The organism is Mycobacterium persicum (assembly GCF_002086915.1).
Lineage (GTDB): Bacteria > Actinomycetota > Actinomycetes > Mycobacteriales > Mycobacteriaceae > Mycobacterium > Mycobacterium persicum.
This window is the reverse complement of record NZ_MWQA01000001.1, coordinates 278,556-293,719: the sequence shown is the minus strand read 5'-3', so window position 1 is coordinate 293,719 and position 15,164 is coordinate 278,556. Positions and strand designations below refer to the sequence as shown.

Sequence of the window (15,164 nt, the reverse complement as noted above, 5' to 3'; positions counted from 1 at the left end):
CAACGGAAGCGCTCATGACTGAATTCGATAGCGAGCAGCTGGACCACTCCCAGAAGCTGGAGAACATCGTCGACCGGCTCGATGAGAAGGTCGCCGACGAACGCGAAGCAGAAGGTGTTCCGGGCAAACCCAGCGACCGGGAACGTGCCGCTGCCGGTGGCTTGGAGGATGAGCCGCCGGACTAGCCGGCGCGCCGCGGATCGGCACCGGCCTGTATGCCTGCTGCGAAGCGCCATTTTGGGCAGGCGACGCATGGTGGGCGGCGGGATTGGTCAGCCGCCAGATTTGTGCACCGAATAGGGGTCCCCCGATCGGCGGACATGGTATTCATCCAACGTATCGGCCGATCGGCGGACAGACCGCCTTGGAGAGTAAGGGAAAGATAAGAAGAAATCCCTACCGCCTGGCATGGCTGAGATAGCGCATCGCCAAGAAGTGACGACGTTAGTGGCTGAAAACGGTTGTGGGACATCGCCTGCGCCTGGGTGTTCCGCATCGTGGCGGCCGGGGGTGAGCGGGTGCTCGGTGCTGGTTGATGGTGTGGGGTGGGTGGCGTGACGGTTTTGTTGGTCAATCCTCCGGGGGTGCGTGCCAACGGGCGGTCTTATGTCGGCGAGCAAAAACTCGGTGATCCGTGGGTGTATTCGTCGATGCCGATGGAGCATTTGGGGTTGATGTCGATCAAGGCTTACGCCAGGGCGCGTGGGCTTGAGGTCGTGACGGTCAATGGTTTGGTGGCCGGGCATGAGGGTGTGGAGCAGACGTGGCAGGCGATGCAGGCTGCGGTGGCGGTCGCGGGTGTGCCGCGGTTGGTGGGGTTTTCGTGTATCGATACCTTTGCCGAGGTGTTGTGGTTGGCGCGGCGGGCGCGTCAGTGCTGGGAGGGTGTGCAGATCGCGTTGGGCAATGTGATCGCCACACTGAACTACGAGCGCATTTTGGCTGAGTATGACTGTTTTGATTTCGTGGTGGTCGGCGATGGCGAGGTGGCGTTTACCGAGTTGGCTTTGGCGGTGGTCAATGGTGCGGGGCTAGCGGATGTTGCGGGGCTGGCGCGCCGCGACGGGCGCGGTGGGGTGGTGTGTTCGCCGTCGAGGTTGGTTGATCTCGACGAATTGCCGTGGCCGGCGCGCGAGGAGTTGCCGACGGTGCTCGGCGATGGTTTTGCCGCGTCGGTGTTCGCCAGTCGGGGTTGTCCGTATCGGTGCACGTTTTGTGGGACCGGGGCGGTGTCGGCGATGTTGGGGCGCAGCAGTTATCGGGTCAAGTCGGTGGATGCGGTGGTCGACGAGATCGGTTATCTGGTGTCGGATTTCGGTATCGAGTTTGTGTCGATTACCGATGATTTGTTTGTGTCCAAGCATCCTGGTTCGCAGCAGCGTGCGGTCGAGTTTGCCTCGGCGATGCTTGGCCGCGGTATCGATGTCAGCTTCATGATCGATATCCGGTTGGATTCGGTGGTCGACCTTGAGGTGTTCAGGCACTTGCACCGGGCGGGTTTGCGGCGGGTGTTCGTCGGGTTGGAGACCGGTTCCTACGATCAGTTGCGCGCTTACCGTAAGCAGATCATCAACCGTGGCCAAGACGCCGCCGACACCATCAATGCCTTGCAGCAGTTGGGCATTGATGTGATCCCCGGGACCATCATGTTTCACCCCACGGTGCGACCCGAGGAGCTACGCGAAACCGCCCGGCTGCTGCGGGCAACCAAATACACTCAGCCTTTCAAGTTCATGGGCCGGATCACGCCGTATCCGGGAACGCCGTTGTACCAGGCGTATTCGGCGGCAGGATATCTGAGTGCGGAATGGCCGCTGGGGCAATGGGACTTCGTCGACCCCGAAGCCGCCCGGGTCTACGCCGACCTGGTCGCCCGCATCGCCCCCGACGCGAACATCAGCTACGACGAGGCCGAAGCCTTCTTCCTGGCCCGCCTCGACCAATGGGACAACGCCAGCGCCCTCCAAATCGCTGAAACGGCAGGCCAGGACATCGGCGCGGCTGCCACCCGGATCGACCGCAAAGCGTCCGAGGTCCCCTCCTTGCCGACTGGCCATTCAGTCCGAACCGAGCGTTCTTCGCTTCAGATGGTTCAAAACTGAAGGTTTCGCCGACCGTCGTGGGCGACGCCGACGGTATAGCTGCCCGACCCCGCCGGCACCGTGCTCGCCGGCGATATGTCAGCATGGGCGGATGACTGCATGCAGCCTTGCTCGCATCGTTGGTGTCGTGGTTGTGACGGCGTGCGCGCTGCTGAGCGCGGTCGTCGTCAGCCCCGCCGCTCAAGCCGACCCCTGCACCGACGTCGCGGTGGTGTTCGCTCGGGGCACCCATCAGGCACCTGGTCTCGGGGACGTCGGCCAGGCATTCGTCGACTCGCTCAACTCGCAGGTGGGTGGGCGTTCCGTGGGGGTATACGCAGTGAATTACCCCGCCAGCGACGACTATCACGCGAGCGCGGCTGCCGGTTCTGACGATGCGAGTGCTCACATCCAGGACACCGTGGCGAGTTGTCCGAACTCGAAGATCGTGCTCGGCGGCTATTCTCAGGGCGCGGGGGTGATCGATTTGGCATCGTCGGCGATGCCGCCCACGGTGGCCGATCACGTCGCCGCGGTGGCCCTCTTCGGCGAGCCGTCCAGCGGGTTCTCGAGCATGTTGTGGGGTGGCCAACCGTTGCCGACCATCAACCCGCTGTACAGCTCCAAGGTCATCAACATGTGCGCCGCCGAGGATCCGATATGCACCGGCGGCGGCAACATCATGGCGCACGTTACCTACATCCAGTCCGGGATGACAACGCAGGCAGCCACATTCGCCGCTAACAAGCTCGGCCAGGGCAGCGAACGCGCGTAGCCGCAGGCCCGGTCGCTGCCGCGTTTCACGGCGGGTTAATGGAAGACCGTCGTACCGACACCGGACGGGCTGTACGAGACGTACACCGGTTGCAGGTCGAAGGGCACATACCCGGTGTTCATCAAGCCACTGGAAATGACCCGGGGGCCGTTCCCGTTCACGAAGTACTCGTACAGCAGCGTCGAACCGTCGTTGGTGTAGACCTGAATGTGAGTTCCGTCCGGCACGTTCCCAGAAACCTGGCCGGTGCCGAGCACGTTTGCCGGCATGGTGCCCAACACGCCGCCGGAGTCGACGATCATCGGGACGTGCTGCAACGAGCCGCCGTTGATCTTGAGACCCAGCGTGGCGATCGGCGATCCGGTAATGGAGTCTCCTGCGCCCAGCGGATCGGGACCGAACCGCATGGTGCCCTCGGGGATGTTGATGAGCACACCCTGGTTGAGGTCGCCCGGCAACGCCTGGTTCGGAATGCTGGGGCCGGGTCCGGTCGCATTGGGTCCGATGCCCAACACGCCGTTGACGCCGGCGGGCGCGAAATACCCGGAGAATGTCTGGGGGAATGACAGCAGGACGACGTTGACGTCGGTCGGCGGCGTGGCGATGCCGTTCCCGAAATCGACCGGCGCATGGTAGGTGGCATAGAGGTAGGTCAGCCCGCCGCTGTAACCGCTGAGTCCGAAACTGGTCGGCAAGCCCATGCGGAACATGCCGAATATTCCCCCTACCTCGTTGGGCGTGACGACAAGACCGGCGGATCCGGTATCCACCAGCACGGGCACGCTCGGTCCGCCGTTGACGGACATGTACACCACCGGCTCGGTGACCGCATGCATGGTCAGCGGCACCGTTCTGCCGTCCAGACCGGGCCCGCTGATCCCGGCGTTGCCCCACAACAACCCGCCGCGTCCGCCGGCGCCGCCGGTGCCGAGCATTCCGCCGTCGCCGAGACCGCCGGCACCACCGCCCCCGCCCCAGCCGAACAGGCCCGCGGCGCCACCGACGCCGCCGGTCCCGCCAATGGTGAGCGACGCTCCCCCGGGTCCGCCGGGCCCGCCGTAGCCCCACAGCCAGCCTCCGTTGCCGCCGGCCCCGCCCGGCGCACCGGTTCCGCCGGTACCCCCGGCACCGCCATTGCCGATCAGCCCGGCCGGACCACCAGACCCGCCGGGCACTCCCGAAGCCGTCTGGGAATAACCGTTGCCGCCGTTGCCGAGCAACAGCCCGCCCGCCGCGCCGTTCGGACTCGACACCGTCCCGTGTGCGCCATCGCCGATCAGCGGACGACCCAACAGCGCCAGGGTCGGTGCATTCACCGCTCCCAGCAGATCGCTTTGTGCCGTCTGCAACAGCGACACAGCCTGGGCTTCTCCGGTCTGATAGGACCCGGCCGACGAGTTCAGCGTCGCCACGAACTGCTGGAAGAAGGTATTGGCCTGGGTGCTGAGCGCCTGGTATTCCTGACCGAACCCGGCGAACAGGGTGGCCACCGCGCCCGACACCTCGTCAATGGCGGCGGCCGCAAGCACGGTTGTGGGCCCGGCAGCCGCCGCGTTCGCCGCATGCAGCGCCGAGTTGAGGCTCTGCAGATCCGCTGCCGCCGACGCCACGATCTCGGGAGCCACGACCAGAAGTGACACGCCGCTCCCTCCGCGTCATTTGCTCACCAGTGTGCGCATTAAGCGTATCCAGGTCCTGCCTCGGGATATGCGTTTTCGGCATAGCGGCCCCATATCGCGTCACGAATCGGCCCGGGGCACCTCGCGTCGCCTTCCTGACCTCAGTCAACCGGCAGTCAACCGGCGCGGCCTTTGCACAGTGCGAAATGGCGGTGGCGGGTAGGTGATGACTGCACGCGGGTTGATCGGAAGGGTTGCTCATTGTCGGCTCGGGTTTCGTGGGTTCGGAGATCACCTCGCCGCGCAGATGCAGATCGAGGCCGGGGTGTGCCCGATGTGATGCTGACCGGACACGACCCGACCTCGCGCGGTGCCGAATTCCGCCCCCCAACTATGCGGCGGCCAACCGTGATCCGCGGCGGTTAGACAATCCGGATCGCTTCGACCCGTTGCGAGAGGTCAGCGAGCACTTCGGCTGGGGCAGCGGCATCCACACCTGCATAGGCGGCCCGCTGGCTCGCCTCAAGGTCAAGCTGCCTCAGCCGTCGCTGGTACCTCCGCTGTCGGCGACCCCGTGGCCACCTGCGTGCCCCCACAGCCATCCGGCCTTGCCGCCAGCGCCCGCGGTGCCGCTTGCACCGTCGTTACCGGAGACCCCACTTTGGCCGCCATTGCCGGCGATGCCGCCGTGGCCGCCGCTACCCCCGGCGCCAGCGGCACCTCCGTTGCCGCCATCGCCGAAGAGCCAGCCAGCATTGCCGCCTTTGCCGCCGCTGCCAGCCGCACCGCCGTTGCCGCCGGCACCACCACTGCCACCGTTGTAGCCATTGCCGCCTGTGCCACCGGTGCCACCGGTGCCACCAGCGCCCCCGGCGCTCCCGTTCCCGCCGGTACCTCCGTTGCCCCACAACAGGCCACCATTGCCACCGGCACCGCCTTGGCCACCGGTTCCGCCGTTGCCGCCGGCTCCACCATTCCCACCGGAGGTGTTGTCGCCGCCGTTATAGCCGTGTGTGCCCTGGCCGCCGTTGCCCGCGATGCCGGCATTGCCGCCGTTGCCGCCGTTGCCAAACAGCAAGCCGCCATTGCCGCCTGCTCCGCCATTGCCTGCGGCACCACCATTTTGACCGAGTCCGTGGTAGCCGTTTGCGCCGCTGCCGCCGTCGCCGCCGGCGCCGCCATTGCCGATGAGTCCGGCTGCGCCGCCGTTGCCGCCGTTGCCTCCGCTGCCCCCTGCCACAGCCGCGGTGCCGCCGGCTCCCCCGGCGCCACCGTTGCCAACCAGTAGTCCGCCGTGGCCACCGGCGCCGCCGTTGGCGCCGGCTCCGCCGGCTCCGCCGTTGCCGCCGTTGCCAAAGAGTCCGGCTGCTCCGCCATTGCCGCCGTTTTGGCCCGCTGCGCCGGATCCGCCGTTGCCGCCGTTACCCCACAGCCATCCACCCGCGCCGCCGTTTTGTCCGGTCCCGTTGAGCCCGTTGGCGCCGTTGCCGATGATCGGACGCCCGACAAGCCATTCGCTGTCGGCGTTGGCAGTCTTGAGCGCATTTTGTGCGGCGCTTTCTATCTCGGTAGTCCAATACTTCAATGAGCTACCGTTGAGTAGGTTGACAAATTGCTGGTGGAGCCATTCGTATTCGTTGCTGAAGGTGCGCCACAGTTGGCCCTGCCTGGTAAGTGCGGCGGCCATCGCCGCCGAAATCTCGTCGGCGCCGGCGGGTAGTATCGCCGTTGTCGGGGTGGCAGCGGCGGCGCTTGCCTCGCTAAATGCTGATCCGATGGCTGCCAAATCTGTTGCGGCGCAGTCCAACGCCTGCGGCACGATGGTCACATATGACACCGCTTATCCTCCTGGGTTTACCAATGTCGTTGTCGGGCAGCGTGTGAGCGCCGTTTGCGCGTTATCCGATTCCGGCTCGCGGGATCACGCTGTGTGGGGTGGCCAGCGCAGGCGCAGCAGCGCCGACGCCGCCGCGGGCGGTTACCTCGCTGGGCGTCGCTGAAGTCGATCCCGCGCCCCGAGGCGCAATGGGCATCATCGGGATACCATCGGCGGATTCGGTTGGTTGCGCCATGGCGGCAGGGGTTGGCATGGATCCAAGTCCTTGCACTGCCGAACTGGTAAGCCCGCTGGGCAATGATCCTGGCCAGGTCGCCGGCACCGATACCGCCCCCAGGGTGTGAGCCTGGCCCATCACCGCCGACATCCCCGAACCCGGCATCGCGGCGCCGCCAAGTCCGGTCAGGGCAGGAGCAGCGCTTCCGGCAATGGGCACAACCGAGGACGCCGCAGCGGATGCGGCACTTCCCAATCCGGCTGCGCCCAATCCGCTGCTGGCCCCGCGGGCACTCGACATCGCCATCATTAATGGCGACATCATGAAGCTGACCGGGTACATTCCCAATTCGGCCACCGACAACACTGACGACACCGGCAAATCCGACAGCACGCCCGAGACCGTATTAAACAGCGGGCCCAGCGGATCGATGATGGGCGGGTTGACGGGCGGAAACCACGGCTGAGCCGCTGTACCGCCTACCAGATCAGTCGGTGGCGCGCTCAGCGGAGACAATGTCGAGGCCAGGGTCACTGCCTTGGTGTGGTAGCCGACCATGGCGGCGACATCTTGGGCCCACATTTCGGCGTATGCGCTCTCGGTCGTCGCGATCGCCGGAGCATTTTGGCCCAAGAAATTCGTGTTTACCAGCGTTGTGAGCAAGTTTCGATTCGCTGCCACCGCTGCCGGGTGAACAGTGGTCGCAAACGCCGATTCGTAGGCTGCCGCTGCCGCCTGCGTGTGACCGCAGGACAGCTGGGCGTGCTCGGCGGCCGCGGTCAACCATCCCGTCAACGGAGCTGCAGCTGCCGCCATGGACATCGATGCTGCTCCCGCCCATTGCCCATAGACCAACGTGGCGATCACCGATTGAAACGACGACGCTGTCGCCTGCAGATCATGGGCCAACCGCTGCCAGGCAGCGGCTGCGGCATGTAATGATCCCGACCCGGCACCCGAATATATCCGAGCCGAATTAATCTCCGGTGGTAACCACGAAAAGTGAAAGAACATCGTCACTCCAATCAGCCAGTCGAATCATCGGCTTTGACAACGGAACACACTAAGATCGAAGCAAAGAAGCCTCATTTTAAGCTTTGTCATCAGAGATTGCTTCGAGAAGAAACAATGGTTGACATTGCCGACCCTAGTTCGGAGATCATGAATTCATGCACGTCATAGACAAATGTGTTGAGGCTATACGGTTTGATGGAGCTAAATCGTGCGCTTGTGATCAAGCACATTTTAGATTTTACGCTGCATCGACTACCGATCTACATTGTTGAATTCGCTGTCATCCAACTCTCACTAATCATCCGCGGGTCGTCATCAAATCTGTTGGACGTAACCATGGAATACATTTGTATTGTAAACAATTCAGTTGCATAGCCAGGTGTGAACCAGGATACACAACGTGACAGGGCGCTCCATCCCCCGGTCGGATGACAGCCGCGTCCACCGATCGGTGGATAGTGAGCCGATCCGCGCCGGTGTGCTAACTCATTCGGGCTGACCAGCCGGAGTTGGCCGGCGATGCGGTTGGGCGTGCTTGCTGACGGATTGTGGGCGTAGGTCGAGCCGTTGATTGCCTTTCGGGTGCGCCCGAGCGGCGCAAGAGGTTAGCGAAACCGGCTGATTCCGGAAGGGATTGCCTGGCGGTTGCATCCGAGCACACCGCATCCCGTTGCGTTGCAGGGCAATCAGACACACCTTTGCTGAGCACGAACACCGGATCACTGGGAGTCAGGCCAAGGGGCGATGGGTGTCGCTTACCAGAGTTGGGCGGCCGACAGATGAGATCTGTGGATCACCGCCGAACGCAGTTCGAGCCTGCTCGGGCAACGGCGCGCTGCCCGCCACGACACATACATCTGACCTATCTCGCCGGCGCCCTAGTGAGATTTGTGCCCGGGCTGTTGTCCTGCGCGGCGCGCCGCAACGGCGTCAATGGCGTGTCGACAAACGGCCGGCTAAGTATCGCCGGACCCGCCGGCGGCAAGGCTGCAGGATTCAATCAAAGCCGGCCCATAGGTAGCCGCACCGCACTCGCATTGCCAACAGATGTGCCGGCCGCAGGAACATTGGATGGTGGCCACGATCATGTGCCCGGGCAACAGCCAGTGGCCGCGCTCGCAGCGCCGGGGCGGTCGGTCCGCCCAGTGCGCTGCCGACACATGCGCCAACTCGCCGACGTCAACACTCACCGCAACACACTCGCATCCGCTTGCGGATCAATTCCAGGGTGAACGCCGAATCGTTATGCTTCGTTTCCTGCTCTTGGCCGTGTCGTTGCATCCGAAATGGCGCCGGGTGCTCCCAACCGCTTTGGCCATCTGTCGCCAGGGGTCGGTGCGAAATGCTACTTCTGCAAGGTGAACTGGTTGACGTCGATGTAGCCGGTGCGGAAAGCCTTGGCGCAGCCGGTCAGGTATTTCATGTAGCGCTCGTAGACCTCTTCGGACTGGATGGCGATGGCCTCGTCCTGGTGCGACTGCAGCGCCTGCGCCCACAGGTCCAGGGTGCGTGCGTAGTGCTGTTGCAGCGACTGGCGCCGGGTCAGCGTGAATCCGGCCTGTGCCGAGCGCACCGCCACCATGTCGATCGACGGCAACCGGCCGCCGGGGAAGATCTCTGTGACGATGAACTTGACGAAGCGGATGATGTCGATCGAGATGGGCAGACCCTGCTCGCTGAGCTGCTCTCGGGTCAGTCCGGTGATGGTGTGCAGCAACATGACGCCGTCGGCGGGCAGGACCCGGTGTGCCATGGCGAAGAAGTCGTCGTAGCGGTCGTGGCCGAAGTGCTCGAAGGCGCCGATGGACACGATCCGGTCGACGGGCTGGTCGAACTGTTCCCAGCCCTTCAGTAACACCGTCCTGCTGCGCGCGGCGTCCATCTCGTCGAAGGTCTTCTGGACGTGGGCGGCCTGGTTCTTCGACAAGGTCAGCCCGATGACGTTGACGTCGTACTTCTCGATGGCCCGGCGCATGGTGGCCCCCCAGCCGCAGCCCACGTCGAGCAGCGTCATGCCCGGCTGCAGGCCCAGCTTGCCCAGCGACAGGTCGATCTTGGCGATCTGGGCCTGCTCCAGCGTCATGTCGTCGCGCTCGAAGTAGGCGCAGCTGTAGGTCTGGGTCGAGTCCAGGAACAGCCGGAAGAAGTCGTCGGACAAGTCATAGTGCGCCTGCACCTTGTCGAAATGCGGCCTCAGCTTTTGAGCCATGATCGTGCGCCTTTCTGGCCCCCCCTTGAGGCCCCCGCGGGTGGCATGCACCGGTCTGCTGCATTCTCCCCGTGTCATCCATCAAACCAGCCGGCGCGCCATCCGCCAGTTCGTACCCCGCCCGTCGGGTTCACCAGACCGGGGCCGGGGCGCAAGGAGGGATGGACTGCCGGTGTGGTTGGCTGGACGTTCGCGACAAGTAATCGGGCGCGCCTGTGGACCGAGGACAACGCATGAACATGAATCCGGAGCGGTTTGTCGTCAGCCGTACCATCGCCGCGACTCCGGCGGAGGTTTTCGCAGTTCTGGTCCAGCCGTCGCGCCATCGGGACACCGAGCCGGGTGATTGGGTCCGCGACGCGATAGACGCCGCACCGATCACCGGCAGCGGTCAGGTCTTCGCGATGAATATGTACTTGACGCAAGCCGGTGGTGACTACGTCACCTACAACTTGGTCAATGTCTTCGACCGGGACCGCGCCATCGGCTGGATGCCGGGCCAGCTCGACACCACAGGAAACCACGTTGCCGGCGGTTGGTGGTGGCGTTACGACCTGGTCCCCAGCGGGGAGCACACCGACGTCACCCTCACCTACGACTGGAGTGCCACCCCGCAAAGTTTTCGCGACCAGGTCGGCGGGATGCCGCCGTTTTCGGTTGCCTACCTGACTGCGTCGCTGCAGAGGTTGGAGCGCTTGGTCACCGGTTGAGCCGCGATCCACGATCACGGCTCAACTACTTGCGGGACAAGGCGATTGGGCTCATGAGCGGATGAGTCGAGGCGACCGACGCCCGATGGTGGGCCCGGCCGGAGCCGACGAAGATGATCCCCGACGGATTCGCCAAATCCCACCCCCAGAAGTCTTGACTGATTCAAGATAACGCGTCATAGTGACGAAGTGGCGTCAACGGCGCACTACACACAAAAGCTGCGAATGGCCGATCTGCGTGTTACCCGGCCCCGGCTTGCGGTACTCGAAGCCGTCGACGCCAACCCGCACGCCGACACCGAGACCATCTTCTCGGCGGTTCGGACCGGCCTGCCCGAGGTTTCCCGCCAGGCGGTGTACGACGTGCTCAATGCGCTGACCGCGGTAGGCCTGATCCGTCGGATCCAGCCGTCAGGTTCGGTCGCCCGCTACGAGTCCCGGGTGGGCGACAACCACCATCACGTCGTCTGCCGCTCGTGCGGAGTCATCGCCGATATCGACTGTGCGGTCGGGGATGCGCCGTGCCTGACTCCCGCGGACGACGGCAACGTTCTTGATGGCTTCGTTCTCGACGAGGCCGAGGTCATCTACTGGGGTCTGTGCCCCGACTGCTCGACCGCAATACCTCGATCACAGCCGTGATCGCAGCCCGTTTCACCCACACCCGGAAGGAATGCTGTGTCATCCGATACATCCGAAAGCCGCCCGCCGCAACCGGATTCGAACACGGCGAGCACCAGTGAGAGCGAAAACCCGGCGATCCCGTCGCCCAAGCCCAAGGCGCATGCACCGCTGACGAACCGGGACTGGTGGCCCGATCAGATCGACGTGTCGATGCTGCACCCGGGCCCGCCGGCGGCCAACCCGCTCGGTGCGGACTTCGACTACGCCAGCGAGTTCGCCAAACTCGACGTCGACGCGCTCAAGGCGGACCTGGTCGAGGTGATGACCACCTCGCAGGACTGGTGGCCCGCCGACTACGGCCACTACGGCGGCCTGTTCATCCGGATGAGCTGGCACGCCGCGGGGACCTACCGCATTCACGACGGCCGCGGCGGCGGCGGCCAGGGCCTGCAGCGGTTCGCCCCGCTCAACAGCTGGCCGGACAACGCGAGCCTGGACAAAGCCCGCCGATTGCTGTGGCCGGTCAAGAAGAAGCACGGCAACAAGATCTCGTGGGCGGACCTGATCATCTTCGCCGGCAACGTCGCCCTGGAATCGATGGGATTCAAGACCTTCGGCTTCGGATTCGGCCGCGAAGACGTCTGGGAGCCGGAGGAAGTCCTCTGGGGCGAGGAGGACGAATGGTTGGGCACCGACAAGCGCTACTCGGGCGAACGTAACCTTGCCCAGCCCTACGGTGCCACCACGATGGGCCTCATTTACGTCAACCCCGAAGGTCCTGAGGGCAAGCCGGATCCGATCGCCGCGGCAATCGACATCCGCGAGACGTTCGGCCGGATGGCCATGAACGACGAGGAGACGGCTGCCCTGATCGTGGGTGGGCACAGCTTCGGCAAGACCCACGGGCGCGGCGATCCTGAGCTGGTCGGTCCCGAGCCGGAGGCCGCCCCGCTCGAGCAACAAGGACTGGGCTGGAAGAGTTCCTACGGCAGCGGCAAGGGCAAGGACGCCATGACCAGCGGCCTGGAGGTCGTCTGGACACCCACGCCGACCAAGTGGGACAACTCCTTCCTGGAAACCCTCTACGGCTACGAGTGGGAGCTGACCAAGAGCCCCGCCGGAGCGTGGCAGTTCACCGCCAAGGACGGCGCCGGTGCGGGCACCATCCCCGATCCGTTCGGCGGACCGGGCCGCGCCCCGACGATGCTGGTCACCGACATCTCGCTGCGCGAGTCGCCGATCTACCGCGACATCACCCGGCGTTGGCTGGATCACCCCGAGGAACTGCAAGAGGCATTCGCCAAGGCGTGGTACAAGCTGCTGCACCGCGACATGGGGCCGATCAGTCGCTACCTGGGTCCGTGGGTTGCCGAGCCGCAGCTGTGGCAGGACCCGGTTCCGGCCGTCGATCACGAGCTGGTCGACGAGCAGGATGTCGCCGCGCTCAAGAGCAAGGTGCTCCAATCCGGCTTGTCCGTACCGCAACTGGTCAAGACGGCCTGGTCGGCCGCGGGAAGTTTCCGGCGCACCGACAAGCGTGGCGGCGCCAACGGCGGTCGGCTGCGGTTCGAGCCGCAGAAGAGTTGGGAGGCCAACGAGCCCGCCGAGTTGCAGCAGGTGTTGCCCGTGCTGGAGCGCATCCAGCAGGAGTTCAACGGATCGGCATCCGGCGGCAAGAAGATCTCGCTGGCTGACCTGATCGTGCTGGCCGGGTCGGCGGCGGTGGAGAAGGCGGCCAAGGACGCCGGCTACGAGATCTCGGTGCATTTCGCGCCCGGGCGTACCGACGCCTCGCAGGACAACACCGACGTGGAGTCGTTCGCGGTGCTGGAACCACGCGCCGACGGGTTCCGCAACTACGTCCGTCCCGGCGAGAAAGCTCCGCTCGAGCACCTGTTGGTCGAGCGGGCATACCTGCTGGGTGTGACCGCTCCGGAGATGACGGTGCTGGTCGGCGGGTTGCGTGCCCTCGGCGCCAACCACGGTGGCAGCAAGCACGGCGTCTTCACCGACCGGCCGGGAGCGCTGACCAACGACTTCTTCGTCAACTTGCTCGACATGGGTACGGAGTGGAAGCCCTCGGAGGCCGCGGAGAACGTCTACGAGGGTCATGACCGGGCCACGGGCGATCTGAAGTGGACCGCGACCGCCAATGACCTGGTGTTCGGCTCGAATTCGGTGCTGCGCGCACTGGCCGAGGTCTACGCCCAGGACGATAATGCGGGCAAGTTCGTCGAGGACTTTGTCGCGGCCTGGGTCAAGGTCATGAACAACGACCGCTTCGATCTCGCCTGATCCGCCGGTGTGACCGAGCGACACCCCGCGAGCCGCCGGTTCGCGGGGTGTCGTTTTCGCTCAACCTGCGGCGGCAGTGACCACGATCGAATCCCCGCCGGTGTGCCAGGCCGACGTGAAGGTGGTCACGGCGACCTGCTCGTCGGCGTGGTCGGCGCCGGGGTCGTTGAGGTGGACGATCTCGTTGTTGGTGTCGATCCCGGTGACGACGAGGAAGTGGTCGGCCGTGCTGCGCTGATCGGCGCTGTTCCAGATGACCGCGGAATTGACCCAGGCGATGATCTTGCGGTTATCGGTGAGGTACTGCTGCAGGGCGGTAAGCCCGGTCTGATCGGGGTGCGTGGTATCGGTCATCACGGAGGTGATGCCGTAGTGCGCCAGCAGTACGACCGTGTCCCCCAGCTCGATGCCCCCGGTGCCGTTGGCGTGGCTCGGGTCGTTGGCGGGGGCATAGATCGGCCCCGGGTTGGTCTGCGAAGGAGTGCTTTCCGCCAGCGCGATCATCTCTTGCTCGGTCGGCGCGTGCCCGGTGATCTGACCGACCACGTCGGCTACCGAAACCAGCCCACAGTTGTCCTCGAGCGACTGCTGTTGCCAGTACCTGGCGGCGGTCACGGGGTCGCCGTACATGCCGGCGACGGTGGTCGGGGACGCCGTTATCGGGAGATTGGTGGACGTGGCGCCGGCGGTGACCGTCGACAGCGTCGGCGACGGCTCCGGCGGCGCAGGATGGCCACACGCCGAGGCGATGGAAATACCGGCCACGACCAACGCGGCTCGCACCGCATTGCGCGCGGCCGCCGCGATCCGCACGTCGTACATGGTGCTGATTATCGATCACGGTCTGCGCTCGGACAGCGCGGCATCGGCATCGGCCTTGGCACGCTCGGCGACCGCGCGCAACGCAGGACACTCGATCGTGCATGTCGTGGTGAAGACCGTGTGGTGGACCAACGCCTGGGCGACGATTCCCAAAGGCGATTTCGCGCATCGCTGCTGCGACGTTTCTCGCTGTTGCCACTCCTGATCAGCCGAAAGCCCGGACAACTCAGCCGACGAGGAGCAAGATCGGCTCAGCAGCTGGTGGCTAGTGTCGGCGTCCACCCGACGATGTCGAGAAATTGCGCAAGCACGGTTGCGCACTTATCGCGAAAGGGGCTTGAGATGACAGTGACACAGGTTTCGCACCGTGCAATGACGCCGCGCCAGCGGCTGACGATTGTGGCGACCGGTCTGGGAATCTTCATGGTGTTTGTGGACGTCAACATCGTGAACGTGGCGTTGCCCAGCATCCAAGCCGTGTATAAGACCGGTGAGCAGGGTCTTCAGTGGGCGGTCGCCGGCTACAGCCTCGGTATGGCTGCGGTACTGATGAGCTGCGCTTTGATCGGCGATCGGTATGGCCGCCGGCGCGGATTTTTCGTTGGGCTAGCGGTGTTCGCGGCCGCTTCGGTGATCTGCGCGGTACCGGTCAGCCTCGGAATACTCACGGTGGCCCGGGTGGTCCAGGGTGTGGGTGCGGCTTTCATTTCGGTGCTTTCGCTGGCGTTGCTCAGCCACGCTTTTCCCGACCCGGGTATGAAAGCACGCGCGATAGCGGGCTGGATGGCCATTGGCTGTATTGGTGCGGGTTCCGCCCCGGCATTGGGCGGGGTCCTGGTTGAGGAGTTCGGCTGGCGCAGCGTCTTCGCGGTCAATGTGCCTCTTGGCGCAATCGTGTGGCTACTGACGGTACTGAGTGTCAGCGAATCCAAAGACCCTGATCCGACTCAGCTCGACTGGC

The 15,164-nt window shown here is 64.8% G+C and carries 13 protein-coding genes; 8 read left to right on the top strand and 5 right to left on the bottom strand.

All coding sequences use genetic code 11. The features are described 5' to 3' along the window. Positions 1-14: 14 nt before the first annotated feature. The 3 genes from B4U45_RS01400 (at position 15) to B4U45_RS01390 (ending at position 2,856) form a co-directional block, all read left to right on the top strand. Positions 15-185, top strand: a complete 171-nt coding sequence (locus B4U45_RS01400) for a hypothetical protein (RefSeq protein WP_162877386.1) — start codon at positions 15-17, stop codon at positions 183-185. Between the two features lie 369 nt (positions 186-554). Then, positions 555-2,102, top strand: a complete 1,548-nt coding sequence (locus tag B4U45_RS01395) for a B12-binding domain-containing radical SAM protein (protein WP_219859289.1) — start codon at positions 555-557, stop codon at positions 2,100-2,102. A 91-nt stretch (positions 2,103-2,193) separates the two neighbouring features. Next, positions 2,194-2,856: a cutinase family protein gene (locus B4U45_RS01390; protein ID WP_083156149.1), complete on the top strand. Its 663-nt coding sequence runs from the start codon at positions 2,194-2,196 to the stop codon at positions 2,854-2,856. A gap of 35 nt (positions 2,857-2,891) precedes the next feature. Here the strand turns inward: B4U45_RS01390 and B4U45_RS01385 are convergent, their stop codons facing one another. From B4U45_RS01385 to B4U45_RS01370, 4 genes are all read right to left on the bottom strand, one after another. Beyond that, a complete protein-coding gene (locus B4U45_RS01385) occupies positions 2,892-4,496 on the bottom strand; it encodes a PecA family PE domain-processing aspartic protease (protein ID WP_083156151.1) in 1,605 nt (534 codons plus the stop codon). 517 nt (positions 4,497-5,013) lie between these two features. Beyond that, positions 5,014-6,312, bottom strand: a complete 1,299-nt coding sequence (locus B4U45_RS01380; RefSeq protein WP_075549866.1) for a PE family protein — start codon at positions 6,310-6,312, stop codon at positions 5,014-5,016. 61 nt (positions 6,313-6,373) lie between these two features. Next, on the bottom strand, positions 6,374-7,543 hold the full coding sequence (locus tag B4U45_RS01375; RefSeq protein ID WP_075549871.1) for a PPE family protein: 1,170 nt from the start codon (positions 7,541-7,543) through the stop codon (positions 6,374-6,376). Positions 7,544-8,888: 1,345 nt separating this feature from the next. Beyond that, positions 8,889-9,752, bottom strand: a complete 864-nt coding sequence (locus B4U45_RS01370; protein ID WP_075549870.1) for a cyclopropane mycolic acid synthase family methyltransferase — start codon at positions 9,750-9,752, stop codon at positions 8,889-8,891. A gap of 233 nt (positions 9,753-9,985) precedes the next feature. Here B4U45_RS01370 and B4U45_RS01365 point away from each other — a divergent pair, with 233 nt between their 5' ends. The 3 genes from B4U45_RS01365 to katG all read left to right on the top strand — a co-directional run bounded on the left by B4U45_RS01365 (position 9,986) and on the right by katG (position 13,381). After that, positions 9,986-10,462, top strand: coding sequence for an SRPBCC family protein (locus tag B4U45_RS01365; protein WP_075549865.1), 477 nt, complete (start codon positions 9,986-9,988; stop codon positions 10,460-10,462). Between the two features lie 189 nt (positions 10,463-10,651). Beyond that, a complete protein-coding gene (locus tag B4U45_RS01360) occupies positions 10,652-11,104 on the top strand; it encodes a Fur family transcriptional regulator (RefSeq protein ID WP_162877387.1) in 453 nt (150 codons plus the stop codon). Positions 11,105-11,140: 36 nt separating this feature from the next. Further along, entirely contained in the window at positions 11,141-13,381 is a 2,241-nt protein-coding gene (gene katG / locus B4U45_RS01355) for a catalase/peroxidase HPI (RefSeq protein WP_075549864.1), read from the top strand. A 60-nt stretch (positions 13,382-13,441) separates the two neighbouring features. On the opposite strand, the gene B4U45_RS01350 is transcribed toward katG, so the two are convergent. Continuing rightward, positions 13,442-14,011 carry a C39 family peptidase gene (locus tag B4U45_RS01350; RefSeq protein WP_241780375.1) on the bottom strand — a complete coding sequence of 190 codons (570 nt, stop codon included), beginning with the start codon at positions 14,009-14,011 and terminating at the stop codon, positions 13,442-13,444. A gap of 58 nt (positions 14,012-14,069) precedes the next feature. On the opposite strand from B4U45_RS01350, the gene B4U45_RS28780 reads away from it, so the two are divergent. Beyond that, the gene (locus B4U45_RS28780; RefSeq protein WP_241780374.1) at positions 14,070-14,408 is read left to right on the top strand and encodes a hypothetical protein; all 339 of its coding nucleotides are present in this window, start codon (positions 14,070-14,072) and stop codon (positions 14,406-14,408) included. A 137-nt stretch (positions 14,409-14,545) separates the two neighbouring features. Continuing rightward, the coding region (locus B4U45_RS01340) for an MFS transporter (protein WP_423734680.1) at positions 14,546-15,164 on the top strand (619 nt) is incomplete at its 3' end.